Annotated in this window: 26 protein-coding genes; 10 read left to right on the forward strand and 16 right to left on the reverse strand. The window is 59.5% G+C overall.

Annotation, left to right across the window (positions count from 1 at the left end; translation table 11 throughout):
• Position 1 precedes the first annotated feature (1 nt).
• From paaE to paaA, 5 genes are read right to left on the reverse strand one after another with little or no spacing between them, the layout of a single operon-like run.
• On the reverse strand, positions 2–1,060 hold the full coding sequence (gene paaE / locus IMX17_RS02655; protein ID WP_182264235.1) for a 1,2-phenylacetyl-CoA epoxidase subunit PaaE: 1,059 nt from the start codon (positions 1,058–1,060) through the stop codon (positions 2–4).
• 13 nt (positions 1,061–1,073) lie between these two features.
• Positions 1,074–1,571: a 1,2-phenylacetyl-CoA epoxidase subunit PaaD gene (paaD, locus tag IMX17_RS02660; protein WP_033643609.1), complete on the reverse strand. Its 498-nt coding sequence runs from the start codon at positions 1,569–1,571 to the stop codon at positions 1,074–1,076.
• A 9-nt stretch (positions 1,572–1,580) separates the two neighbouring features.
• On the reverse strand, positions 1,581–2,339 hold the full coding sequence (paaC, locus tag IMX17_RS02665) for a 1,2-phenylacetyl-CoA epoxidase subunit PaaC (RefSeq protein ID WP_046896533.1): 759 nt from the start codon (positions 2,337–2,339) through the stop codon (positions 1,581–1,583).
• An 8-nt stretch (positions 2,340–2,347) separates the two neighbouring features.
• Positions 2,348–2,635: a 1,2-phenylacetyl-CoA epoxidase subunit PaaB gene (paaB, locus tag IMX17_RS02670; protein ID WP_004935173.1), complete on the reverse strand. Its 288-nt coding sequence runs from the start codon at positions 2,633–2,635 to the stop codon at positions 2,348–2,350.
• Positions 2,636–2,656: 21 nt separating this feature from the next.
• Complete coding sequence (gene paaA, locus IMX17_RS02675) at positions 2,657–3,595, reverse strand: 1,2-phenylacetyl-CoA epoxidase subunit PaaA (RefSeq protein WP_046896534.1); 939 nt, start codon at positions 3,593–3,595, stop codon at positions 2,657–2,659.
• 317 nt (positions 3,596–3,912) lie between these two features.
• On the opposite strand from paaA, the gene paaZ reads away from it, so the two are divergent.
• Complete coding sequence (gene paaZ / locus IMX17_RS02680) at positions 3,913–5,979, forward strand: phenylacetic acid degradation bifunctional protein PaaZ (protein WP_193549312.1); 2,067 nt, start codon at positions 3,913–3,915, stop codon at positions 5,977–5,979.
• Between the two features lie 43 nt (positions 5,980–6,022).
• On the opposite strand, the gene IMX17_RS02685 is transcribed toward paaZ, so the two are convergent.
• A complete protein-coding gene (locus tag IMX17_RS02685; RefSeq protein ID WP_033650811.1) occupies positions 6,023–6,916 on the reverse strand; it encodes a Kdo hydroxylase family protein in 894 nt (297 codons plus the stop codon).
• Between the two features lie 494 nt (positions 6,917–7,410).
• Complete coding sequence (locus IMX17_RS02690; RefSeq protein ID WP_033650812.1) at positions 7,411–8,964, reverse strand: sensor domain-containing diguanylate cyclase; 1,554 nt, start codon at positions 8,962–8,964, stop codon at positions 7,411–7,413.
• Between the two features lie 160 nt (positions 8,965–9,124).
• Here IMX17_RS02690 and IMX17_RS02695 point away from each other — a divergent pair, with 160 nt between their 5' ends.
• On the forward strand, positions 9,125–9,319 hold the full coding sequence (locus tag IMX17_RS02695) for a hypothetical protein (RefSeq protein ID WP_033643602.1): 195 nt from the start codon (positions 9,125–9,127) through the stop codon (positions 9,317–9,319).
• A gap of 15 nt (positions 9,320–9,334) precedes the next feature.
• Here IMX17_RS02695 and IMX17_RS02700 read toward each other — a convergent pair whose 3' ends face one another.
• Both IMX17_RS02700 and IMX17_RS02705 read right to left on the reverse strand, forming a co-directional pair.
• Positions 9,335–9,754, reverse strand: a complete 420-nt coding sequence (locus IMX17_RS02700; RefSeq protein WP_193549313.1) for a VOC family protein — start codon at positions 9,752–9,754, stop codon at positions 9,335–9,337.
• 176 nt (positions 9,755–9,930) lie between these two features.
• Positions 9,931–10,851, reverse strand: a complete 921-nt coding sequence (locus IMX17_RS02705) for a Kdo(2)-lipid IV(A) acyltransferase (protein WP_046896537.1) — start codon at positions 10,849–10,851, stop codon at positions 9,931–9,933.
• A gap of 628 nt (positions 10,852–11,479) precedes the next feature.
• On the opposite strand from IMX17_RS02705, the gene IMX17_RS02710 reads away from it, so the two are divergent.
• The 3 genes from IMX17_RS02710 to IMX17_RS02720 all read left to right on the forward strand — a co-directional run bounded on the left by IMX17_RS02710 (position 11,480) and on the right by IMX17_RS02720 (position 12,425).
• Positions 11,480–11,677: a DUF883 family protein gene (locus IMX17_RS02710; RefSeq protein WP_046896538.1), complete on the forward strand. Its 198-nt coding sequence runs from the start codon at positions 11,480–11,482 to the stop codon at positions 11,675–11,677.
• A gap of 14 nt (positions 11,678–11,691) precedes the next feature.
• Positions 11,692–11,940 carry a GlsB/YeaQ/YmgE family stress response membrane protein gene (locus IMX17_RS02715; RefSeq protein WP_019453501.1) on the forward strand — a complete coding sequence of 83 codons (249 nt, stop codon included), beginning with the start codon at positions 11,692–11,694 and terminating at the stop codon, positions 11,938–11,940.
• A gap of 95 nt (positions 11,941–12,035) precedes the next feature.
• Positions 12,036–12,425 carry a YidB family protein gene (locus IMX17_RS02720; RefSeq protein WP_019453502.1) on the forward strand — a complete coding sequence of 130 codons (390 nt, stop codon included), beginning with the start codon at positions 12,036–12,038 and terminating at the stop codon, positions 12,423–12,425.
• 3 nt (positions 12,426–12,428) lie between these two features.
• On the opposite strand, the gene IMX17_RS02725 is transcribed toward IMX17_RS02720, so the two are convergent.
• On the reverse strand, positions 12,429–13,361 hold the full coding sequence (locus IMX17_RS02725) for a LysR family transcriptional regulator (protein ID WP_046896539.1): 933 nt from the start codon (positions 13,359–13,361) through the stop codon (positions 12,429–12,431).
• A 110-nt stretch (positions 13,362–13,471) separates the two neighbouring features.
• On the opposite strand from IMX17_RS02725, the gene IMX17_RS02730 reads away from it, so the two are divergent.
• Positions 13,472–14,524 (forward strand): SDR family oxidoreductase, encoded by a 1,053-nt coding sequence (locus IMX17_RS02730; RefSeq protein ID WP_046896540.1) that lies wholly within the window; start codon positions 13,472–13,474, stop codon positions 14,522–14,524.
• A 43-nt stretch (positions 14,525–14,567) separates the two neighbouring features.
• On the opposite strand, the gene IMX17_RS02735 is transcribed toward IMX17_RS02730, so the two are convergent.
• The 3 genes from IMX17_RS02735 to IMX17_RS02745 all read right to left on the reverse strand — a co-directional run bounded on the left by IMX17_RS02735 (position 14,568) and on the right by IMX17_RS02745 (position 16,828).
• Entirely contained in the window at positions 14,568–15,575 is a 1,008-nt protein-coding gene (locus IMX17_RS02735) for an NAD(P)H-quinone oxidoreductase (RefSeq protein WP_046687366.1), read from the reverse strand.
• A 156-nt stretch (positions 15,576–15,731) separates the two neighbouring features.
• A complete protein-coding gene (locus tag IMX17_RS02740; protein ID WP_004935132.1) occupies positions 15,732–15,941 on the reverse strand; it encodes a hypothetical protein in 210 nt (69 codons plus the stop codon).
• 509 nt (positions 15,942–16,450) lie between these two features.
• A complete protein-coding gene (locus IMX17_RS02745; RefSeq protein ID WP_116286298.1) occupies positions 16,451–16,828 on the reverse strand; it encodes a hypothetical protein in 378 nt (125 codons plus the stop codon).
• A gap of 375 nt (positions 16,829–17,203) precedes the next feature.
• Here IMX17_RS02745 and cspE point away from each other — a divergent pair, with 375 nt between their 5' ends.
• Positions 17,204–17,416 (forward strand): transcription antiterminator/RNA stability regulator CspE, encoded by a 213-nt coding sequence (gene cspE / locus IMX17_RS02750; RefSeq protein ID WP_004935122.1) that lies wholly within the window; start codon positions 17,204–17,206, stop codon positions 17,414–17,416.
• Positions 17,417–17,736: 320 nt separating this feature from the next.
• Complete coding sequence (gene dsrB, locus IMX17_RS02755) at positions 17,737–17,937, forward strand: protein DsrB (RefSeq protein WP_046896542.1); 201 nt, start codon at positions 17,737–17,739, stop codon at positions 17,935–17,937.
• Positions 17,938–18,154: 217 nt separating this feature from the next.
• Here the strand turns inward: dsrB and rcsA are convergent, their stop codons facing one another.
• Positions 18,155–18,784: a transcriptional regulator RcsA gene (rcsA, locus tag IMX17_RS02760; protein ID WP_019453510.1), complete on the reverse strand. Its 630-nt coding sequence runs from the start codon at positions 18,782–18,784 to the stop codon at positions 18,155–18,157.
• Between the two features lie 794 nt (positions 18,785–19,578).
• Here rcsA and IMX17_RS02765 point away from each other — a divergent pair.
• Positions 19,579–20,220 (forward strand): GNAT family N-acetyltransferase, encoded by a 642-nt coding sequence (locus tag IMX17_RS02765; protein ID WP_046896543.1) that lies wholly within the window; start codon positions 19,579–19,581, stop codon positions 20,218–20,220.
• Positions 20,221–20,232: 12 nt separating this feature from the next.
• Here IMX17_RS02765 and IMX17_RS02770 read toward each other — a convergent pair whose 3' ends face one another.
• Positions 20,233–21,648, reverse strand: coding sequence for a pyridoxal-dependent decarboxylase (locus IMX17_RS02770; protein ID WP_046896717.1), 1,416 nt, complete (start codon positions 21,646–21,648; stop codon positions 20,233–20,235).
• A 101-nt stretch (positions 21,649–21,749) separates the two neighbouring features.
• On the opposite strand from IMX17_RS02770, the gene IMX17_RS02775 reads away from it, so the two are divergent.
• Positions 21,750–22,625: a LysR substrate-binding domain-containing protein gene (locus IMX17_RS02775; RefSeq protein ID WP_033650819.1), complete on the forward strand. Its 876-nt coding sequence runs from the start codon at positions 21,750–21,752 to the stop codon at positions 22,623–22,625.
• On the opposite strand, the gene IMX17_RS02780 is transcribed toward IMX17_RS02775, so the two are convergent.
• Positions 22,622–24,007, reverse strand: a complete 1,386-nt coding sequence (locus tag IMX17_RS02780) for a CoA transferase (protein ID WP_108681026.1) — start codon at positions 24,005–24,007, stop codon at positions 22,622–22,624. The genes IMX17_RS02775 and IMX17_RS02780 overlap by 4 nt on opposite strands.
• Positions 24,008–24,016 lie beyond the last annotated feature (9 nt).

Genomic DNA, 24,016 nt, shown 5'->3' on the forward strand with positions numbered 1-24,016 from the left:
CCTAGACGTCGAAGTCCAATACCACGCCGTCGCCTTTCGGCCACGACTGGCAGCTCAATACATAGCCCGCCGCCAACTGATCCGGCTCCAGGCTGTAGTTGACGCCCATCTCCACCTGGCCGGCCTTCAGACGGCATTTGCAGGTGGCGCATACGCCGCCTTTGCAGGCGTAGGGCAGGTCGGCGCCCTGGCGCAGCGCCGCGTCGAGAATGCTGTCGTCCTGTTCGCCGAGCTCGATATCCAATTGGCGGCCGTCGAGCAGGATTGTCACCCTGGCGGCGTTGCGATCGCCGCTGTGGCGCGGGCGGGCGACCAGGCCGCTGGTGTTGAAGCGTTCGCTGTGGATGCGGTTGGCCGGGACGCCGGCCTGTTCCAGCACGGTCTGCGCGTCGTCCATCATCGATTCCGGCCCGCAGATGAAGGCGTGGTCATAGTCGCGGAAATCCAGCAGCGCGCCGCCGATCGCCGTCAGGCGTTCACGATCGATGCGGCCGCTGAGCAGCGGGCTGTCGAGGCTCTCCTGGCTGAACAGGTACAGCGGCTGAAAACGCTGCGGGTAGCGGTTTTTCAGATCCGACAGCGCTTCTTTGAACATCATCGAACGGCTGTTGCGGTTGCCGTAGATCAGGGTAAAACTGCTGCCCGGTTCGAGCTGCAGCGTCGCCTTGATGATCGACAGCATCGGCGTGATGCCGGAGCCGGCGGCGATCGCCAGGTAGTTGCCGTGGCGCTCCGCCTGCGGCTGATAGCCGAAGCGCCCCTGCGGCACCATCACTTCCAGCGCATCGCCGACTTTCAGCATGCGGTTGACGAAGCCGGAGAAACGGCCCTGATCAATCGCTTTTACGCCGATCTGCAGCAGGCCTTCCTGCGGTGAACTGCAGATGGAGTAGCAACGCCGCAGCTCTTCGCCGTTGACCCGCGCTTTGAGCGTCAGGTGCTGGCCGGGGGTGTAGCGGTATTGGTTTTGCAGCTCTTCGGGCACCCGCAGGGTGATGGCTACGGCGTCCGGTGTTTCGCGCTCGATGGCGGCGACGTTCAGGCGATGAAAGACCGTCATGGTGTCAGCGCTCCTATATGCATTTGAAGTAGTCGAACGGTTCCCGGCAGTCGCAGCAGCGGTACAGCGCTTTACAGGCGGTGGAGCCGAACTCGCTGATCTTCTCGCTGTGGGTGCTGCCGCAGCGCGGGCAGGCGACCGGGCCGTGGGCGTGCGGCCGATCGCAGGTGTGGCCCTGCGGGGGCGCTACGCCGTATTGCCGCAGCCGTTCGCGGGCGTCGGCGTTCATCCAGTCGGTGGTCCAGGCTGGGCTGAGGCGAATGTCCACCCGCACCGGGCTGAAGCCGGCGGCCGTCAGCCGCTGCTCGATGGCGTTGAGCAAAAATTCGGTGGCCGGGCAGCCGGAATAGGTTGGGGTGAAGGTCACGCGCCAGCCGCTGCCGTCGCGCACCACGTCGCGCACCATGCCCAAATCGGTGATCGACAGCACCGGCAGCTCGGGATCGCTGATTTGCTGCAGGCAGTGCCAAATCTGCGGGATTTCGGCGGGTTGCAAACGAGTGACGTTCATCGCGGCCTCCTACCACTGACTGTTTGGATAGGCGCGCTGCAGGAACTGCATCTCCGCCAGCAGCGGGCCGAGGTGTTCGCTGTGCTGACCTTGCTTGCCGCCGTGACGGAACGCCTGCTCGGCAGGCAGCGTCAACGTCGCCTGGCGCAGCGTTTCTTCCACCAGCGTCTGCCAGGGGGCCTGCAGCTCGCGCGGATCGACGGCGATGCCTTGTTCTGCCAACGTCAGCTCCAGCGCGTCGGCATGGAACAGTTCGGCGGTGAAACGCCACAGGTTATCCAGTGACTGCTGGATCTTGCGGTGGCTGATATCGTTGCCGTCACCGAGGCGGATCATCCAGCCGCGGCTGAATCGCAGGTGGTAATCGGCCTCCTTCAACGATTTGGCGGCGATGGCGGCGATCTGCGCATCGCGGCTGCGGCTTAGCGCCTGGTGCAACTGCACGTGGTAGGCATCGAGCAGAAACTGGCGCACCAGCGTGTCGTTGAAACCGCCGTTCGGCTGTTCCGCCAGCAGCAGGTTATGGAACTGGCGCTCGTCGCGGCCAAAGGCCAGGCTGTCTTCGCTGCAGGACGGGCCGGCCAGTTCGGCGGCGTAGCCCAGGAAGTGGCGCGCCTGGCCGAGCAGATCGAGACCGATGTTGGCCAACGCCAGATCGATTTCCAGCTCGGGCGCGTGGCCGCACCAGGCGCACAGGCGCTGGGCGAGGATCAAAGGCGTGTCGCCCTGGCGAAGCAAATAGCTGATGCGCGGATCGTTAACCGTCATGGTCGCCTCTACATGTTCTTGATGCCGTCGGGGATGGTGTAAAACGTCGGATGACGGTAGATCTTGTCTTCGGACGGATCGAAGAACGCGCCGCGATCTTCCGGCTGCGAGGCGATCAGATGGCGGGATTGCACCACCCAAATCGAGCAGCCTTCGTTGCGGCGCGTATAGGCGTCGCGGGCATTTTCCAGCGCCATTTGGTCGTCGGCGGCGTGCAGGCTGCCGACGTGGCGATGCGCCAGCCCTTGTTTGCTGCGGATAAACACTTCATACAGCGGCCATTCAACGTGGCTCATGATCTCGGTTCCTTATGTTGGCTATGCGGCGGAAGCGGCGTTTTTCGCGGCGTGGGCCATGGCGCCGTCGCGCACCCAGGCGCCGTCTTCCCAGGCGCGGCGTTTGGCCTGCAGGCGTTCGTGGTTGCATTGGCCGCGTCCTTTGATCACTTCATGCAGTTCGCTCCAGTCGATCTCGCCGAAGCGATAGTGGCCGGCGGCCTCGTCCCAGGTAAGACTCGGGTCCGGCGCCGTCATGCCCAGCGCCTCAAGCTGCGGCACGGTGTTGTCGACGAACTTTTGCCGCAGTTCATCGTTGCTGTGGCGTTTGATTTTCCACGCCATGCTCTGGGCGCTGTGAGGGGAGTCGGCGTCGCTCGGGCCGAACATCATCAGCACCGGCCACCAGAAGCGATCGATGGCGTCCTGCAACATTGCGCGCTGCGCATCGCTGCCGTGGGCCATCGCCATCACCGCCTCGTAGCCCTGGCGCTGGTGGAAGCTTTCCTCTTTGCAGATCTTCACCATCGCCCGCGCGTAGGGGCCGTAGGACGCGCGGCACAGCGCCACCTGGTTGACGATGGCGGCGCCGTCGACCAGCCAGCCGATCACGCCGATATCCGCCCAGTTGAGCGTGGGGTAATTGAAGATTGAGGAGTACTTCATTTTGCCGTCGAGCATCTTTTGGTAGATGTCCTGGCGCGAACAGCCGAGGGTTTCGGCGGCGCTGTAGAGGTAAAGGCCGTGGCCGGCCTCATCCTGCACTTTGGCCAGCAGCACCGCCTTGCGGCGCAGCGTGGGGGCGCGCGTCAACCAGTTGGCTTCCGGCAGCATGCCGATGACTTCCGAATGGGCGTGTTGGCCGATCTGCCGAATCAGGTTCTGACGGTAAGCGTCCGGCATCCAGTCTTTGGCTTCGATAGCGATATCCGCCGCGATCTTGGCGTCGAAATGCTGCTGATACTGTGCTTCAGTTGTCATGCTTGCCTCTTGGTGATTCGTATTTTTCACATTGAATATAAAAATGTGAATCACTTTAACCAACCATAAGGCTACAAACTGATAACAAAAAGATCAAATGAGATTTATGTGGTTTTGCGAGCTCAATCACAGGGTGTGCAGTTAATTTATTGATTTAATTTAATAATTAAAGCGTTCAACTCCGCATTAATGGCAAGGTGAGTGGCTTGGTGGTGCGTTTTGTTCTCTTTTTGTTAAAATTTGGCTTGGCGTAAACTGGCATTTATATGATACGTAATTAAGCTGTATGGTGAAAATTTATGAATTTTGGAGGGCACATGCAGCAGTTACACAGTTATCTTTCTGGCGCCTGGGTGTATGGGCAGGGAGAGGGCCGCGAGATCCGCCACGCCGTGACCGGCGAGGCGCTGTACCAGGTCTGCTCCGACGGCCTGCCGTTAGCGGCGAGCCTGAGCTATGCCCGCCGCCACGGCGGCCCGGCGCTGGCGCAAATGACGTTCCAGCAGCGCGCCCAGATGCTCAAAGCGGTGGCGAAACACCTGCTGGCGCACAAAGAGGCGCTGTATCAGATTTCCTATCAAACCGGGGCGACGCGCAGCGACGGCTGGGTCGATATCGAAGGCGGCATCGCCACGCTGTTCGCCTATGCCGGCATGGCCGGCCGCGATCTGCCGGATGATACCCTGTGGCCGGAGGATGAGCTGATCCCGTTGTCGAAACAGGCGCAGTTCGCCGCTCGCCACGTATTGACCTCGCGCCCGGGCGTGGCGCTGCATATTAACGCCTTCAACTTCCCTTGCTGGGGCATGCTGGAAAAACTGGCGCCGACCTGGCTGGCGGGCATGCCGGCTATCATCAAGCCGGCCACCGCCACCGCGCAGCTGACGCAGGCGATGGTCAGGCTGATCGTCGACAGCGGGCTGGTGCCGGAAGGGGCGCTGCAGTTGGTATGCGGTGGCGTCGGCGACATGTTTGCGCACCTGGATTATCAGGATGCAGTGACGTTCACCGGTTCGGCGCAGACCGGGCAGCGGCTGCGCGCGCACCCGCGGCTGTTGGAGAAATCGATCGCCTTCACCATGGAGGCGGATTCGCTCAACTGCTGCGTGCTGGCGGAAGACGTAACGCCGGAGATGCCGGAGTTTGCGCTGTTTATCAAAGAGGTGTGCCGTGAAATGACCGCCAAGGCGGGGCAGAAATGCACGGCGATCCGCCGCATCATCGTGCCGGCGGCGCAGGTGATTGCGGTGCGTCAGGCCTTGTTGCAGCGCCTGGCTGGGGTGACGGTAGGCGACCCGCAGCTGGAGCAGGTGCGCATGGGGGCGTTGGTCAGCCACGAGCAGCGTGATGATGTGCAAAGCAAGGTGGAGTTCCTGCTGCGCAACGGCTGCGAGCCGCTGTGCGGCGCGGCGCTGGATACGCTGGAAATCCTGGGCGACGGCGCGCGCGGCGGGGCGTTTTATCCGCCGACCTTGCTGTATTGCGCCGATCCGTTCACCCATCAGGCGGTGCACGGCACTGAGGCCTTCGGCCCTGTGGCGACGCTGATGCCGTATGCGGATACCGAGCAGGCGATCGCGCTGGCGTTGCTGGGGCAGGGCAGCCTGGCGGGATCGCTGGTGACCGCCGACCCGGCGCTGGCCAAGCGCTTCATTCGCGCGGCTGCCTGCGCCCACGGCCGCATGTTGATTCTGGATGAGCAGGCGGCGGCAGAATCTACCGGCCACGGTTCGCCGCTGCCGATGTTGGTGCACGGCGGCCCGGGGCGCGCGGGCGGCGGGGAAGAGCTGGGCGGATTGCGTGCGGTGAAGCACTACATGCAGCGCACGGCGATCCAGGGCAGCCCGGCGATGCTGGCGGCCATCGGCGGCGAATGGGTGCGCGGCGCGCCGGTCGCCGAGCACCCGGTACATCCGTTCCGGAAATACTTCGAGCAGCTGCAGCTGGGCGACAGCCTGTTGACCGCGCGCCGTACCGTGACCGAAGCGGATATCGTCAACTTCGCCTGCCTGAGCGGCGATCATTTCTACGCGCACATGGACAAGATCGGCGCCGCCGATTCGCTGTTCGGCGAGCGGGTGGCGCACGGTTACTTTGTGGTGTCCGCCGCGGCCGGGCTGTTTGTCGATGCCGCCGTCGGGCCGGTGATCGCCAACTACGGCATGGAGAATCTGCGCTTTATCGAACCGGTGAAGATCGGCGACACCATTCAGGTGCGGTTGACCTGCAAGAAGAAGATCCGCAAGCCGCAGAAAACCGCCGAAGATCGGCCGCACGGCGTGGTGGTGTGGGATGTGCAAGTATTGAATCAGGAACAGCAGCCGGTGGCGCTGTACAGCATCCTGACGTTGGTGGCGCGCCAACAGGGGGACTTCGAGGCGTGATGCGCGCTTGCCGCCGCCGGAGCTGCCGGCGGCGGCAATCTATTCAGATCAGCGGCTGACCGCGCAGCTGTTCCAGCACTTTCAGCGGCGAGCGCTGCGGATCCTGCATCTTGTTCACCGGCAGCAAGAAGGTCTGTTCCAGCATAAACTGGCCGCCCATCGCGGCGTGCGGCGTTTGATCCGAGAAGCAAATCCAGCTGCTGCCCGGCGGAAACGCCAGCGCCAGCTGCGGCCCCTGTTGTTGATAATCGCCGTCGGCCTTCATGGCGTCATGCAACTGCAGCATCAGGTGGTCATAATGGCTGCGGCGGGTTTTGGTGATGCGTACCCGGTGCTGCAGCCAGCTGCTGAAGGCGGAGTAGCGCGCCAGACGCGGCATGAAGCGTTGCGCCAGCTCAGGGAACGGTTCGCCGACGCGCCATTGGCGATGTTCACCGTGCGGATTGATGTTGGTGAAAATGCGCAGAATGCGTTCGCCGTAGTTCGGGCGCGACGGGAAAGCGTCGACGTGCAGCCGGCTGTCGTCTTTGCGCCAGGAGCTGCTTGCGCGCCAGGCCGAAACCGGATGCAAACGCAGGCTGCCGGTCGGATGGTGCAGCGCCTCCTGATACTCGGGCAACAGCCCGGCGATCAGCTGGCGGCAAGATTGGTAATAACGTTCCAGCAGTTGCTGAACCTGCTGCCGGCGCTCCGCGACGGCGACGCCGGTCAGCTTGCCGGACAGCGGTTGATAGCTGATGTTTTTGCGCTTCGGATCGACCAGCGCCGGATCCAGCAGCGGCATTTCCTGCTCAGACAGGGTGAAGGCCAGTTCGGGCAGAAACAGCACCTTGCCCTGTTCCAGCTCGCTGACCGCGCTGGATGCTTCCGCTGCCGCCCATTGTCGCAACGGCAGCGTCAGGACGGCCTGTTCACGCATAATATCGCCAGTAGGCATGAGATCTCCTCGCAAATCTATATCGCTTTATTCCCGCCTTTCAGGTTGCCGCGTGGTTGGCTGCACTGGCTTGCGCCGTGGCTGGCTGGAGCGACGCCAAAAGTCTTTGCGTCGGTCGCCCAAATGCAACGTGAAATTTATGGGTTCTATTATGGATGTATCAGCAGGGCGCAGTGCGCCGAAGCGTGCGATGGCTTCCTGATATAGAGAATAGTCCTGATAAGGGTATCACCGGCAATGCCAATGAAAAGTAAACGGAGGCTAAACGAGGCTCGGCGTAGGCACGAATAATCAAAAATGGCACGAATTGTCCGCTGAATAGCGCATTTTTTATCTTATTGAATTGTAATAGAAATAAATATGCTGCTTATTTATTGGCGTTATTTCATTCCGAGAGCGGGGCAAATTGGGGAAATAATGTTTCGGCGGGAAATTATTTCATTTTTGTCGTGGGAATAAATCGGGCCGCCCAATTTTGGTGGCCCGATGAGTGATTAAGCGCCGTAAATGCAGTTTTTGCCTTTTTTCTTGGCCTGATACAGCGCGCTGTCCGCCTCATTGATAAAGCTGATCGGCGTATCGTTATACATATGCGGCACTTTGGCGCAGATGCCGATGCTGATGGTGACGATGCCGTGCGGGTTGCCCTGATGCGGGATCTTCAGATCGCGCACCGCCTGGATGACGCGTTCGGCGAAAATCAGCGCGCCCTGCACGTCGGTATCCGGCAGGATAATCCCCATCTCTTCGCCGCCGTAGCGCGCCAGAATATCGTTGCTGCGGCACGCCAACCCTTTCAGCGTCTGGCCGATCTGCTGCAGGCACTGGTCGCCGGCGACGTGGCCGTAGCTGTCGTTGTACTGCTTGAAGTAGTCGATATCCAGCATCAGCAGCGCTACGCTGCGGTAGTTGCGCGAGGCGCGCGCCAGCTCGTTCTTCAGCGCGATATCAAACTGGCGGCGGTTGGCCAGGCCGGTCAGGCTGTCCAGCAGCGCCAGTTCTTCCAGCATTTGGTTGATGCTGGTCAGCTGATCGCGGGTGCGCATCAGCTCGGCTTCGGTTTGCATGCTGTGTTTGATTTGCCGCAGCAGCACCGCGCCCATCGCCAGCAGGATCATCAGCAGAGAGAGGCCGCCGGCGGCGAACAGGCCGGCGTCGGTGCGCCAGTCCGCCAGCGCGTCGCGTTTCGACAGCCCGGCGGCGATCACCAGCGGAAAGCGGTTGACCCGCGAATAGCCGTAGATGCGCTCCACTTTGTCGTACAGCGAGGTGATGGTGGCGTTGCCGAATTCCGAATGCGGCAATATTTCGCTGAACAACACGCCTTTGGCGATATTTTTACCGATCGAGGCCGCCGAGTAAGGGCGGCGGTAGAGGATGGTGCCGTCCGCCAGCAGCAGATTTAGCGAGGCGTCGGTGTTGAGGGCGAAACTGTCGTAAAACTGGCGAAAATAATCGACGTACAGCGTCGCCAGCACCACGCCGCCAAAGCTGCCGTCCGGGTTGTTGAAGCGCCGCGAAACGGGGATGATCAGATCGCCGGTGGTGCGGCTGCGGATCACCTCGCCGATGTACAGACCGCCGCCATCGCGGTTTTGGTGATATTTGAAGTAATCGCGATCGGCGTTGTTGGCGTTCTTGATGAATTTGCCCGAGGACGTCGCCAGCCAGCGGCCGCTCGCATCGTAGATAAACATCCCATGCAGCTGCGGCAGGTTGCCGACTTGCGTTTGCATCACCCGTTGCAGCCGGGTCAATTGCGAGGGCCCCAGTCCGTCATTCTGGAGACGTTCGGTCAGATCGAGCAGATTGCCGTCTACCTGCATGAAGGTATCGTCGGCATGCTGCGCCAGCGAACGGGCGAGGTTGGCGGATTCATGCTCGGCGCTGCGCAGATCGCGCTGGTGCGCGTTCCAGATTTGCCAGCTGTTAAAGAGGATCAGCGTGGCGGCAACGATGATGACAAACACGCCGGCCTGAAATAATAATGGGGAGCTTTTAACGCTGCGCGGCGGCACGGCATCCTGTATGGGTTGCTGCTGAGTCATGTCACCCTTGTGGTTTGATTACTATTCAATTTGAGTTAAGAGCAATCTTATATTTTATGCATAAATGCGCCAGACCTCTAGCCCTTAACGTGGTGAGAGGGAGAAAGGCGCATCACACCCCGCCTTTGCGGCGGCGTGAGCGCGAAGGAGTAACGGAGCCATGTCGGATTACATCATTATCGCTTTACTGACGCTGGCGGTGTATTACCCCCTCACGCTGGGGGCGCTGGCGGTGATGATGTTCTTCGCCTGGCGGCGGCGCCGGTCGCCTTACTGGCGGTTGGGGCTGGCGCTGTTGACGGTGTTGTTCGCGCTGTTCGCCAAAGCGGCGTATGACTGGCACCGCTACAGCTAGCGGCGCCATGCGGGGTTATTCGACGTTGATCATCCAGTTGACGCCGAATTTGTCGGTCAGCATGCCGAAGCCTTTGGCCCAGAAGGTGGCTTGATAAGGCATCGTCACCTGGCCGCCCTGCACCAGATTATCGAACAGTTTGCGTCCTTGTTCCGCGTCGCTGGGGTTCAGCGACAGCGAGAAGCCTTTGTGGGAAGCGCCGCCGCTGTCATCCTGCGGACAGCCGTCGGAGGCCATCAGCACGCCGTCGCCAATCAGCAGACGCGCATGCATGATCGCTTCAGGATTGACGTCCTGCGGCCCGCCTTGGCGGGCTTCTTCGGGCATGTCTTTGAAGCGCATGACCATTTCAATTTTGGCATTCAACTGCTGTACATAGAAGTTAATCGCTTGCTCACAGTTACCGCTGAAGAACAAATAGGGTTGTACCAGCATGACATTGACCTCGGTTGTGGCCCGACAGGCAACGACCGGCCCTCGGGCGGGAAGAAATGATTGCTGGCGGCAATAATTGCCGTCGGTGACTTATTAGTGTAGTCCCCCTGACGTAGAATGCTCGTGCGAGGTGAGCGCCTTCGCCGCCGGCAGGGCGGGCGAAGGCGCGAAGGCGATTAATACAGCGAAGGTTCGCCGGGTGGGCGGGTTTTAAAGCGGCGGTGTAGCCACATGTATTGATCGGGCGCCAGCAGCACCTGTTCTTCCACCACGCGGTTCATCATGGCCGCCGCGCGCGTTTCATCGTCCAGCGGGAAGTCCGTCAGCGGCGGCTGCACGATCAGCTCGTAGCCGCGGGCATTCGGCAGGCGGCGCGGCACGAATGGCACGATCGACGGCCGCCCCATGCGCGCCAGGATATAGGTGCCGGTCGTCGTGGCGGCGTTTTCCACGGCGAAGAACGGCGCGAACACGCTGCTTTGCGGGCCGTAATCGTGGTCCGGCGCGTACCACAGGATTTCACCCTGCTTCAGGTTGCGGATCATGCCTTTGATATCTTTACGATCGATCATGAATTTATTCGAGCGCAGCCGGCCCCAGGTCTGCACCCATTCCATCAGCTTGTTATTGTGCGGGCGGTGTACGCCGATGCCGGGGTTTTGCATGCCGAAGATGCGCGCGCCCAGCTCCAGAGTGAGGAAATGCAGGCCGATCAGCAGCACGCCTTTCCCGTCCTGACGCGCCAACTGCATGTTTTCCATGCCGCTCACCTTAAACCAACGGGCGATGCGCCAGTCAGGCCAGAACCAGGCCATGCCGACTTCGAACAGGCCCATGCCGACGGACTCAAAATTTTTGACAATCAGCGCCTCTCGTTCGGCGGCGGGCATCTCAGGGAAACAGAGTTGTAAATTACGGCGCGCTATTTTTACCCGGCGTTTCATCAGGGGCATGGCGATTCTGCCAAGGCCGTGTCCAAGCCGATAAATGAGCGGGTAGGGCAATAACACCAATAGATAGAGTATTCCTAGCCCTATCCACAGCAACCAATAACGAGGGCGCAAGAATTCGCGCTCAAAGCGTTGGTTTGAAATCATTTTTTCTGTTCTTCCTTTAGTTTCGCAATGGGACCTTAACCCAAATTGTTATGTGCGAAATGATAGAGCATTTTTTGTGAGGCCGGGTTTTCCATTCATGCTTTTTTTTACGCTTTATTTAAGCGCAGACGGAAAACGGAACGAAATGAGATTTTTACCGAGGGAAGTGCGGATATTCACCGCTATTTCAACCGGCTGGCGATATTGAAAAATAAGGACACAATTCAGCGCATCGCAAAAGTGACAACTGCTATGTAACCTTAGTGAAACAGCAACGCGGCGGAACCGTCCCAAACGGCAGCCAGCGCATACAGCAGCGCGAGAATCAGGACAAAAGGGGCATTGAACATCGGCGTTTCCTCCAGGAGGCTGTGTTTAAAGTTTAGTCTGCCCAGATGACAATGGGATGAAATGCGATCGCTTTTGAAGCGGTGAAATTCAGACGGACGGAAATGGGTAAACCGCTGATTTTTTACTATAGTCATAGTGTGATGTTGTGCGTTTGTCGCCGCACGCTGCGTCTTGAACGGCTGTGGGCAGAGTGTCCCGAGCAAGATCGCGGAACGGGCGGCGCCGGACGTGAAACAGGTGACGAAGTTCTCAGAGGGCGGGTCTGTAAGGATTTGACATGTCATATGAAAATGACGATCTAAGCGGTGTTGAGCAACCGAGCGACTACGTTAAAACCACCGCCTGCGAAGTGCGCAGCGGCGTAAAGGCAGCGCTCGAGCAATCATGTGCCTGCATCAAGGATAACCCTTGGGCAGGGGTAGGCGCCGGCGCCGTCGTGGGCCTGGTAATAGGGTTTCTGTTAGGCAAAAGGTAAGAGGGAGAGTAAAGATGGGCATCATTTCCTGGATCATTTTTGGTTTAATCGCCGGTATCCTGGCTAAATGGATTATGCCGGGCAAAGACGGCGGCGGATTTATTATGACCGTGGTACTGGGGGTCGTGGGCGCCGTGGTCGGCGGCTATATCAGCACCTTCTTCGGTATGGGGCGCGTTGATGGTTTTAACCTGGGCAGCTTCGTGGTGGCGGTCATCGGTGCCCTGGTGGTGCTTTTTGTCTACAGGAAGATCAAAGGCTAAGCAGCCGTTGCTCAACAGGGTCGCCGCGGCGGCCCTTTTTCGTGAAATCAATCCGGCTGTGCGGCGCGGGCCGCAGCGGCTGAAAGGGGAATATCATGGGTCTGTTCGATAGCGTATTGGGTAACATTCTGGGCGGCGGCGCCAACGGCAAAGGCATCGACTACATCGCCATTATGCAGTGGGTCGAGCAACAAGGCGGCCTGCAGGCTATTTTGGACAAGTTCCGCCAGGGGCAGTTCGGCGACATCGTCGGTTCCTGGCTCGGCAATGGCGAAAACCAGCCGATTACCGGCGATCACGTGCAGCAGGCGTTGGGCAGCGATGCGATCAATCAACTGGCTGAAAAGCTGGGCGTCGATCCGGCCCAGGCGTCCAGCACCATTGCACAGTTCTTGCCGACGGTAGCGGATGCCGCTTCGCCAAACGGTGAAGTGCAGCAAGACAGCAATGAACTGGGCGACATGGTCGGCAAACTGTTCAAATAATGATTATGCTCCCGGCGTCTGGCCGGGGGCATTCACTCCGCTAATTCCCTCGATCGCCGTCAACGCCTGTTGCAAATGCGCCACCCAGGCGCGCACTTTCTGCGGAATAAAACGTAAAGCGGGATAGACCGCATGCAGCGCCATGGGCGGGTAGCGGTATTCCGGCAAGACGGGAACCAGCGCCCCCGTCGCCAGCTGTTCGCCGATCAACGGCCGCTGCGCGCCACCGATGCCGGCTCCGGCCTCGATGGCCGCCAGCAGCGATAAGGTATTATTGGCGCGAAACGTGGGCCGCAGCGCGACCATCTCGGCGCCGTGGGGGCCGAGCAGGGTGAGCGTATCGCCATCGTTTAGGCCGCTGTAGCGAATGTGCGCATGTTTCACCAGATCCGCCGGCGAACGAGGGGCGCCATGCCTGGTCAGATAGGCCGGCGACGCGACCAGCAGGCGTTGCAGCTCACCCAACCGTTTCGCCACCATGCCGGGCGCGTGCAATTCACCGAAGCGCAGCGCCACGTCGATACCTTCGCCGATGACGTCGGCGCGGCGATCGTCCAGCAGCAGCTCGATGGTGAGATCCGGGTGACGCTTTTGGAACGCGATGGCCAAAGGGGTGATATGCCGTTGCCCGAATCCGGTCGGCGCATGCAGGCGCAAATTGCCCTGCAGCTGGTGGTGCTGGCCGTGCAACGCCTCTTCCGCTTCGTCGACCGCCGCCATAATCGGTTTGAGGCGCTGATAGTAATCATTGCCGGCCTCCGTCAGGGTGACCGCCCGCGTGCTGCGAAACAGCAGCTGCGCCCCCAAATGCTGTTCCAGACCGGCGATTTGCTGACTGACCGCCGGCTGCGTCAAACGCAGATCGCGCGCGGCGGCCGACAGGCTGCCCAGCTCCGCCACCCGCATAAAGGTTTTCATTGCGTTCAGCTTATCCATGTCGATTTTGCCTATAGATATTTCTTATTAGTGTTAGTGGAAACCCTCATCTACCGCAAGTATCGCTAATCAATAACACTCAGGGTATCGATAATCCGAGGGGTGACAAAATGAACGCAAAGCGACAGGCGCTAGTGATCGGCGCCAATGGCGTGATTGGGCGCCGATTGATTGAGGAGCTGATTGACCAAGGTTGGCAAGTGGTGGGCGTCTCGCGCCGGGGCGGCGAACCGGCGTCAGGGGTGCGCCACCTGCAGGTTGACCTGCTGGATGCGGCGACGACGCGGGACGCGCTGCGGCCGCTGAGCGCGATTAGCCACGTTTTCTATGCCGCCTATCAGGATGCTCCGGATTGGGCGGGGCTGGTGGCGCCGAACCTGCAAATGTTGCAACACGTTGTCGAAGGGCTGGAGCCGATTGCGCCGGCGTTGGAACATATCAGCCTGATGCAGGGCTATAAAGTTTATGGCGCGCATTTGGGGCCGTTTAAAACGCCGGCGCGTGAAAGCGATGCCGGGCATATGCCGCCGGAGTTTAACGTGGCGCAGCAGCAGTATCTGGAGCAGCGCCAAACAGGCAAGCGCTGGCGTTGGAGCGCCATTCGCCCGAGCGTCGTGGGGGGCTTCTCGCTCGGCAACCCGATGAATCTGGCGTTAAGCATCGCGGTTTACGCCTCGATCAGTAAAGCGCTCGGGCTGCCGCTGCGCTTTCCCGGGAAGCCGGGCGCTTACCACAGCCTTTTGGAAATGACCGACGCCGGACTGCTGGCGCGCGCCACGCTCTGGGCGGCGACCGAACCTGCGGCAGCCAATCAGGCGTTTAACATCAACAACGGCGATCTGTTTCGCTGGAGCGAAATGTGGCCGAAAATCGCCGCGTACTTCGGGCTGGAATGTGCGCCGCCGTTGCCGATGACGCTGGAAAACATGATGGCGGACAAAGCGCCGCTGTGGCGCGAGCTGGCGCAACGGCACTCCTTGACCGAGCCCGATTATCGGGCGGTGGCCGGCTGGCGTTTCGCCGATTTCGTCTTTTCCTGGGACTACGACATGTTCGCGGACGGCAGCAAGGCGCGGCGTTTCGGTTTCCATCAGTTTGTCGAAACCGAAGCCATGTTTTTCTCGCTGTTCGATGCATTCCGCCGTCGCCGCATCATTCCCTGAATGCGGCATAAATTTCCCCGCAGCCCCGCTGCGGGGAAAGGTCTCAGAACGTCAGCATGATTTTGCCGATGTGCTCGCTGGATTCCATCAGCGCATGCGCGGCGGCCGCCTGCTCAAGCGGGAAGGTTTTAAAGATTTGCGGTTTCAGCACGCCGCGCTCCAGCAGCGGCCAAACTTTCTCGTGCAACTCGGCGGCAATCTGCGCTTTGTCCGCGACGCTGCGCGAACGCAGCGTCGAACCGGTATGGGTCAAGCGTTTCAAGAGCAGCGGCATCAGGTTGAGCTCTTTTACCACGCCGTTTTGCGTGCCGATTTGCACGATACGGCCTTCCATCGCTGCGGCCTGATAGTTCTTGGCCACATAGTCGCCGGCGATCAGATCGACGATCACGTCGGCGCCTTTGCCGTTTGTGGCGTCTTTGGTGCGGGCGACAAAGTCTTCGTTGCGGTAATTAATCGCCACGTCGGCGCCCAGCGCCAGGCTCGCCTGACGCTTCTCTTCTGAACCGACGGTGGTGATCACCTGGGCGCAGAAGGCTTTCGCCAGCATGGTGGCGACCGTGCCGATACCCGAGGTACCGCCGTGGATCAACACGGTCTCGCCGGCTTTGAGGTGACCGCGCTGGAACACGTTGACCCAGACGGTAAAGAAGGTTTCCGGCAGCGCGGCGGCCTCGGTCAGGCTCAGGCCCGCCGGAACCGGCAGCGCATTGCTTTCATGCACGGCGCAGTATTGCGCATAGCCACCGCCGGCGATGAGGGCGCAAACCCGATCGCCGATCGCGAAGCGGGTCACGCCTTCACCGATGGCCACCACTTCGCCGGCAATTTCGAGGCCGGGAATATCCGAGGCGCCGGGCGGTGGCGCATAGTTCCCCTGACGTTGCAGCACGTCGGGGCGGTTAACGCCGGCGGCGGCGATTTTCACCAGAAGTTGGCCCGCTTGCGGAACCGGCACCGGACGTTCGGCGACGACCAGAACCTCGGGGGCGCCGGGTTGGCTGATCTCAATCGCTTTCATCGTGTCGGGCAGCGGTGCATTCGTTGACATGGTTACTCTCCTCATCGTGGCGGACGCGGTTATCAGGTGGCGCGTCCACAATAAAGTCTGCTGTTAGCTTAGCGAAATCGAATGAGGTGCGCGTGGTCGAATAGAGCGGTTTTGCGAGGAAGAGGAGGAGACGCCGCCGCGATGGGCGGCTGGGCATCAATCGTTAGGGGGGATGCGGAACCCTTTCAATGAAACGATAAAGTGTTCTTTTCCTTTGGAGATCTTGGCGCCTTTATCGCACCACAGGCTGGCAAGCTGGAAGAAATCGTCGCTGCCGATGTCGTAAGCCAGTTCGATTTTCTTGGCTGTGCCGGCGCGGATGAGCTTTTCTGCTTCCTGGTGGTTTGCAGCTTTAATTATGGTCATGGGCGAAATCCTTGGTGTTAAGCCAGAACGGATAATCGCTAATCATCATATGGCCATATTGTGACAGTTTTGTGATGAAAGGATGACGGTAACCGCAGGCGCGGCGTGCGGCGTGCCGCGCCTTTGCGGTGAAAATGCGTTGTCGGTTACCGATCGTGCGGGCGGACGAATGCGCTTTTCTTCTGAGATTTGAAGTGTTTATAGAGCGCATAGCCCGCAATGCCGGCCAAGACGGCCAGGAGGGCAAGAGATCCTGTGGCCATGAACATCACCTCCGAATAAGAATGGCAAGGAGGCGTATTTGTGACATTCATCACTTTGCAGGGCAATGAGACCAATCTGTAATCGGAAGGGCGTGATGCGAGAAGGGCAAAAAAAAGCGCCTATAGGGAGGCGCATAAAGATTTGCAACACAGCTTGTCATGTTCAACACCAGGAGGAGTGGTGAACTGACGCCATTCTAAGCGGCCGTGATTGCGGGAGGTATAGGCATTACTCCGAAAGCGTCATTACCACTCATAGCCTAACTGAATGTTGTAATCGGGATCCTGGTTGGTGGAATAAGGATCGGATTGGCGGCGGCGATCGGTTTTCTTCACCGGGCCGTCATACGCGGGATAAGGTTTGGTGCGTGGCTTGCTGCAGCCCGGATGATCGCACTCGATGTCGACGCGAAAACCGTTTTTATCTCGCGCCTCTGCCCAAGTGATCGGTGGTTTCTCGGCCTTGGGCGCGGGCCCAGGCGACGCCGGCGGCTTGGGCGCGGGGGCGACGCTGGGATCGGGGGCTTGATAATTCAGCTCCAGCGCGCCAAGCGGGGCGCTGTAAGCGGCAAAGGCCAGCAGGGCGGCGGCGCTGGCGGCCGGTAATGTGAGCCATCTCGGCATGGTGGATCTCCCTGGATGATTACGCCGGGCAACTATAAAACAGTAAAACGAGAATTACTATCATTTGCCTGCGGCGTAATGGGGATTCAGCTGGCGATCCCGTAGGCAGACGGGGTCAAATCCTGTGCGTTTAGCCGAGATTAACGCCCCTGCACGGCGAAAAAGGTTGCTATTGCCGCTCGCTCGTGAGTTAATGATGTCGGCCTGTGGTACAGACCTATTTATGCACGACATTTTGAGTAAAGTAGTTCAAATTTAAAGCGTTATCCCGGATAGCCCTTCTCTGACGAATTTCCTTTCCAGTGCCTCCATAAGTAACTGATGACCGGCTATCTCGCCCATGGCGGCTAACATTATTATTGAAGGAAATTAGACATGTCCAACATGATCAAAGGTCAAGTGAAGTGGTTCAACGAAGCTAAAGGTTTTGGTTTCATCACCCCAGCAGACGGCAGCAAAGACGTATTCGTACACTTCTCTGCTATCCAGGATCAAGGCTTCAAGACCCTGGCTGAAGGCCAGAACGTACAGTTCTCTATCGAGAACGGCGCGAAAGGTCCATCTGCGGCTAACGTTACCGCTATCTAATTGGCGTCTACCGCTGATTGAATAAAACCCGCCGAGGCGGGTTTTTTTATGCCTGCAATTTGACGGCGCATAAAAAAAAGCCCGCAAGTCTGCGGGCAAAAGTTCCTTGTTACTTCTTCATTTGCAAGCGCTTCTCTGGGGGGGAAACGCCTGAAGACAGGTTACGCGAGGCCGGCTTAAGATTCTGCGGTCAAACCGTTAAGAAAGTGAAAATCCAGGCGGCTGCTACGCTGATAGCAGAGACCGGCAGGGCTGGGGCGGTGTCCTTCACCCGGGGTTTTGTAATACACTGATGCCAATCGCAAAGAATGGGGAAGGGTATGCAGGTTAACGATCGAGTGACGGTAAAAACAGATGGCGGCCCACGGCGCGAAGGCGTCATTCTGGCCGTAGAGGTCTTCAACGAAGGTACCATGTATCTGGTGTCTCTTGAGGACTACCCGGCGGGCGTGTGGTTTTTTAATGAAATCGACAGCCGTGACGGCACTTTTGTGGAGCCTTGCCGCGCGCCCGGGCAGTAACTTCGAACAATCTCATTAATTTGCTAACGAAACTGTCTATTTTGAGATTATTTCAATGCGGTAAGAATTTTTTTATCGACGACATAAAAATACCCGTTGCGCTAGCGGGGGATAACGCAGCAGGTATTCTTTTGGTTATCCCAGCGTTTGAGAACCGGATTACGTTATCACCGGATATTTAACGATGGGTAAACAAAGTGGGGGCGTTCTCTACGGTTCAGCGGCTATTGACGAATATTCCACTAGTCAATGTGTCGGTCAAACGGACAACGTGGTAAATGATCTGCTTGTTGTGCGTTTTTATTTTCCGCTTGATGTTTCCCTTGTGGGAAGAGACCGTTTTGGCCTTTATTTGCATCTGGTCTGATATCTGGATGGTGCCTTGCCCGGACATCCACATGCGTAACATGTTCGATTCAGTTTGGCTCAGCGTCACCGGCGTTTGATCCAGAGAAGATTTCTCCACCCGTAGGGATTTTTTCTCGAGATAATGACTAAGTAGCTGATTCATAGTCTCTGGTTTGATGGATTTTGACGATATGATGACGTTCTTGCGAACATATAAATAATCGTCGAAATGTACATTGGTAATAGCCATGAAGATGAAGAATAACGTATCCGGGTGCAGTGAAATCACCCGTTTTATTCGCTCCGTGGCGTTTGCTTCATGGATGAAGCAGTCCTCGTTAATAAACACCAGGCTAGGATTCAACTTACTGCATTTTTCATGCAGGCTGTCAATGTCCTCGATGGCATTAATATGGCGCTTCTTCACGCCATGCGAAGTCAGATAGTCGGTTAACCCCAATCTGGTATAGCTACATGAATCCATGATAATCGTTGGCATATCGCACCCCCACTTAAATCCGTTTTACTGCGGTAATATGAGAAAAAGCCTAAAAAGCCGAAAGGCAAAATGGAACAATAATTCAGTGTAGCGAGTGTTCTATCAATAAACACGACGGCACTCAATGATATTTTCATACTAAACTTATTAATCGCATGAATCTATAAGTTTGGCTTAAGTCAGAGCGATCCGCTACCCGCCCGGCGTCGGCATGATGGGCCTGATTCGCGCTTGGCGCCCGCGCCTGCCGGCATTGTCTGCTGATAATCTGTTCATCATGTCACGAAAAAAAATTTTAGTTTGCTAGGAAAAGTCTTAAAAAAAATTCATGTGTCGTTTTTTTGAAGTCTTTTAGCGTGCTTTTTAAATGTTCAAAAAGTGCTCACCCCTGGGTTCTTTTGTTTTTAATCATAAAAATCATTGCCTTATGATTGTCTTGGCACCTTTCGCTAATGATAAGCGCTTCTGTTTTTATCATAACAACAAACAAAAGTTAACATTATTGCTGGAATGTGTAGCTTAATTGTTGCTATAAATCACCATTTTACAATAGGTTATGTGGATATTTATTTCACATGAAATCATTTGTGTGAATGTTTATCGGTGATTGAGTGATTTTTCTAAACTATCGTCTTGCCAGCCGGTCGGCAGGGGCGGCGGCAGGTCGCAGTTGTTTCTGACCCGCGCCGGTTTTAATTTGCTTTTGCACCTTTCAAAAACAGGATGTCGCGGTGAGACAAAATCAATATGGGCAGCCGATAGGCGATGCCCTCCCTCATTGGCAGCCGGCAGGCATGCCCGGGCAAGCGTTACTGTCAGGGCGGTTTTGCCGCCTGGAACCGCTGAACCTCGAACGCTGGGGCGACGAGCTTTATCGGGCTTATCAAACCGCCGAGGACGACCGCGACTGGACCTATCTGTTTTGCGCGCGGCCGCAGACGCGCGAGGATTTTCAGCATTACCTGCAGGCCCTGGCGTCCGGCGCCGACAGGCGCACGATGGTGGTGATCGATCAGGCGAACGGGCGCGCGGTAGGAACCTGCGCTTTTTTGCGCATCGATCCCGCCAACGGTGCGGCTGAACTGGGCACCATCAACTGGTCCCCGCTGATGAAGCGCAGTGCGCTCGGCAGCGAGGCCATTTTCCTGATGCTGCGCCATTTGTTTGACGATCTGGGTTACCGGCGCTGCGAATGGAAATGCGATAGCCTCAATCTGCCTTCGCGTCAGGCCGCCGAGCGTTTTGGTTTTCGCTATGAGGGCACCTTCCGTCAGGCGGTCGTCGTCAAAGGACGCACGCGCGACACCGACTGGCTGTCGATCATCGATGGAGAATGGCCGGCGCTGCGCTCGGCGTTTGCCGCCTGGCTGTCGCCGGATAACATCGGCGACGACGGGCGGCAAGAACGGCGTTTGCAGGCCTTTCAGCCCGGGTGACGCGCCAGGCGTTTAGGCCGTCTCCGCCAGGCAATGGCGCAGCGAGTCCAGCGTCAGGTGAATGTCCTGTTCCTCCGTCATCCAGTTGACCAGCGCGGCGCGGATCCCCGGCTGGCCGTTATAACGCGTAGGGGTGCAACGCACCACCCCATGCCGGCTAAGGCGTTCGAGAAAGCGATCGCGCGCCGCTTCGCTGTCGCCCTGTGGATGACTGAGGGCAAAGCACACCACGTTCAGATTCACGGGCGCCAACAGATGGAAACCGTCCTCGGCCGCTAACGCCGCTCCCAGCGCCTGCGCCAGTTCGACATTGCGCTCGACGATATCTCGTATGCCGCTGCGGCCATAGGCTTCCAGCGTCAGCCAAAGCGGCAGGGCGCGGAAGCGGCGCGAATTTTCCGGCGTCAGATGCAGATAGTTGTCTGGTCGCAGCGTCGGTGCTTCCAGGTAGGCCGAATGGTTCTGAAATACCTGCATCTGCAGATCCAGATGGCGGGTAAATTGGATCGCGCTGTCATAAGGCACGTTCAGCCATTTGTGCGCATCGACGGTGATGGAATCGGCATGCTGCCAGCCCTCGAGCCTTGGGGCGTAGAGCGGCGAGCAGGCCGCCACGCCGCCGAATGCCGCATCGACATGCAGCCAAAATGGATAACGCTCTCGCAGCGCCAGCAGTTGCGGCAGGTCGTCGAAAGCGACGGTATTGACCGTGCCGGCACTGGCCAGTACCAACGTTGGCTGGCCAGCGCCGGCGGCGAGCTGCCGCTCCAGCGCCGCCATATCCATGGCTTCAGACTCCGGCAGGCTGGCGACGATCGTCAACGCCTCGCGGCCGATACCGAGCATGCTGAGCGCCTTCACGCTGCTGGAATGCGGATTGGCTCCCAGAATCCGGATCGGGCCCAGCGCCGCCAGGCCTTGTTGGGCGATATCCACGCCGCGCTGTTGCCCCAGCCATTGGCGACCAATGGCCAGCCCGGTGAAATTGGCCATGGTCGCGCCGCTGACCAGGCTGCCGCTGAACGTTTCCGGCAGGCCCAACAGGGATTTCAACTGCGTCACGGCCGCCAGCTCGATCGTGGCTGCGATGGTATCATGGCTGAGCAGGCTATTTTGGTCTGTCACGCTAACCAGCCAGTCCGCTGCGACCGCCGCCGGGGTGCCGCCGCCGGTGACGAAGCCGAAATAACGCGGGCCGGCGCTGGCGGAAATGCCGGCCTGATAACGTTGCCAAAAGCGCTCCAGCGCCGCCAGGGCGCCTTCGCCGTTTTCGTCGAGCCGATCGTCGCCCGGTTGCAGCTGCTGATGCTCGAGCGGTGGGCAGACCGAGCGTTGCTGCAGCCCAGCCAGGAAATCTTCCGCCAGTTGGCGGGTGCGATCGAGGATCTGCGGAAACTGTGCGAGGTCCTGTTGTAAACGTGGGTGCATGGCGGCTCCGAAAGCGTCAGGGATGATGGGGTAAACATAGAACATTTGCCTGCCGGTCAAAATCGATGAAAAATAACCTTTTTGGATAGCCTGGTTAACCAATGATGAGTGAACGCATTCCCTTGCATGTCTTGCCGACCTTTGCGATCGCCGCCAGGTTGGAAAATTTGCGCGCTGCGGCGCAACAGGTGCATTTGACGCACGGCGCGGTCAGCCAGCAAATTCAACTGCTGGAGCAGGCGGTCGGCTATCCGCTGTTTGAACGGCGCGGGCGCGGCGTGCGCCTGAATGCCGCCGGGCGAGAGTTGCTGGCGGCGGTAGAGCCGGCGCTGCAGGCGCTGCAGCAGGGCGTCGCCCGCGCCCGGCGAGCGGCGGCAAGCCAGACGCTGCGCATCAGCGTGTTGCCGTCTTTTGCCCATTACTGGCTGCTGCCGCGTCTGTCGGCTTTTCATGAGGCCTGCGCCGATATTGCGCTGGATATCGATGCGTCGTTGGCGCTGCAGGATCTGTCGCAGCGGGGGTTCGATGCGGCGATCCGCATCGGCAGCGGTCAATGGGCGGGGCTGCAGGCGCAGCGCATCGCCTCGGGGGACGTGTTGCCTGTCGCTTCGCCGGATATGGCGCGAGAATGGGGGGCGGCTTTCGAGAACGGTGGCGATATTCCGTTGCTCGAGCACGACGTCAGTCCCTGGCGCGACTGGTTCAACGCGCAGGGGCGCCCGTTATGCGGGCGGCAACAGGCGTTGTTCAACGATGCCGGATTATTGATTCGCGCAGCGGAGCAAGGGTTTGGCATCGCGTTGGCGAAAAAGCTGCTGGTGCAGGATGCCCTCGACGCGGGGAGGCTGGTGGCCTTGGCCGCGCCCTGTCGCCTGAGTGATGACGACGTTTATCTGGCATGGCCGCAGACCGCCGGGTTGACGCCGGCGGTCACCCGCTTGCTGCAGTGGCTTCAGCAGCAGTTGGCGGCGATTTAGCGGCGTAGCCATTCCGGTTGCGAGGTGCCGAGCGTGGTCGCCGGCAGCGCCCATTGCAGCGCCGTGCCCTGCAGACTCAACGGCGCGCGCAGGCGTTGCGCGGCCCCCCAGTAAGTCAGTTCCGTTTCAGGGTTCTCGTCGGCGCTTCCGGCCGGTGTCAGCGGTTCCGGCCGATAATGCGTCGGGTAGGGATGCGCCAGCAGCAGCTGCGCCGTCCGCGCCAGCGACAAGCGCGCGCGATAGCCGGTGCCGCGGCTCAGACGCTGCGTCATACCGGTCAACACCGCCGCCGCCATCAAATAGCCGGTGGCATGATCCAGCGCCTGTACCGGCAGCGGCACCGGCAAACTGGCGCTGCGCCAAACCATGCCCGCCTCCGCCAGCCCGCAGCTCATCTGCACCAGACTGTCGAAACCGCGCCGGGTGCGCCACGGCCCGCTCCAGCCGTAGGCATTCAGGCAGACGTCGATCAGGCCCGGCGCCAGCGCGTGCCTTTCCTCCGCGCCATAGCCCAGTTTCTCCAGCGCGCCGGCGCGGTAGCCGTGCACGATGACGTCGGCGTTTCTCAGCAAGTGCTCAAACGTATGGCGATCGCGCGCATTGGTCAGATTGAGGCGCGCGCTGCGCTTGCCCAACATCACTTCGTGTTCGACCCCGGGCTCATCCCACCCGTAAGGATCGATACGCAGCACGTCGGCGCCCAAGCCGGCGAGAAAACGGGTGGCGATCGGCCCGGCGAGAATGCGCGTCAGGTCCAGCACCCGCACGCCGTGCAGCGGCCGGGCGACGGGCAGCGTCCAGCCGGGCGATGGCGCTTCCGGCTGCAATGCGGTGTGGATCAGCGGTTCGAGCGCCACGCTTTTACCCTGAATATGTTGCCGCCACGCGGCCGCCGAACGCATTTGGGCTGCGCAGCCGCCGGCCGCGATCACCGCTTCCTCCAGCTCGCTTTTTTTCCAGGCCAGCACACGTTCCGCCAGCGCGCCTTTCTTCGATGCCGGGCCCAGAACCTGTTCCACCGCTCGCCGATGGTGCGGCGCATTGGTATGCAGGCGTATCCAGCCGTCCGCCGTGGCGTAATCGCCGGCCAGCGCGTCCCAGGCTGCGGGCAGCGTCCAACCCAGCGGGCGCAGCGTCCAGCCGAACCAAAGCGAGGCCAGGCGTTGATCGACCCAAACCTGCTGCGCGGCGGCGCCCTCGCGCCGCAGCAGCTCGGCGCAGGCTAAACCTGCGGCGCTCCAGGCTGCGGTGGCTAATTCGGTCACGGGAAAAGCCGAAGGCAATGCGCCGGTGCCGCTTACGGTGAGGCGATCGGCGGGGGCGGGGCATTGCCCGAGGCTTTGCCAAATCTCGTCGAGCAGAGTGTGGATCAGGGGAGTCATCGGCCGCTC

Source organism: Serratia sp. X3 (genome assembly GCF_014982455.1).
Lineage (GTDB): Bacteria > Pseudomonadota > Gammaproteobacteria > Enterobacterales > Enterobacteriaceae > Serratia > Serratia ureilytica.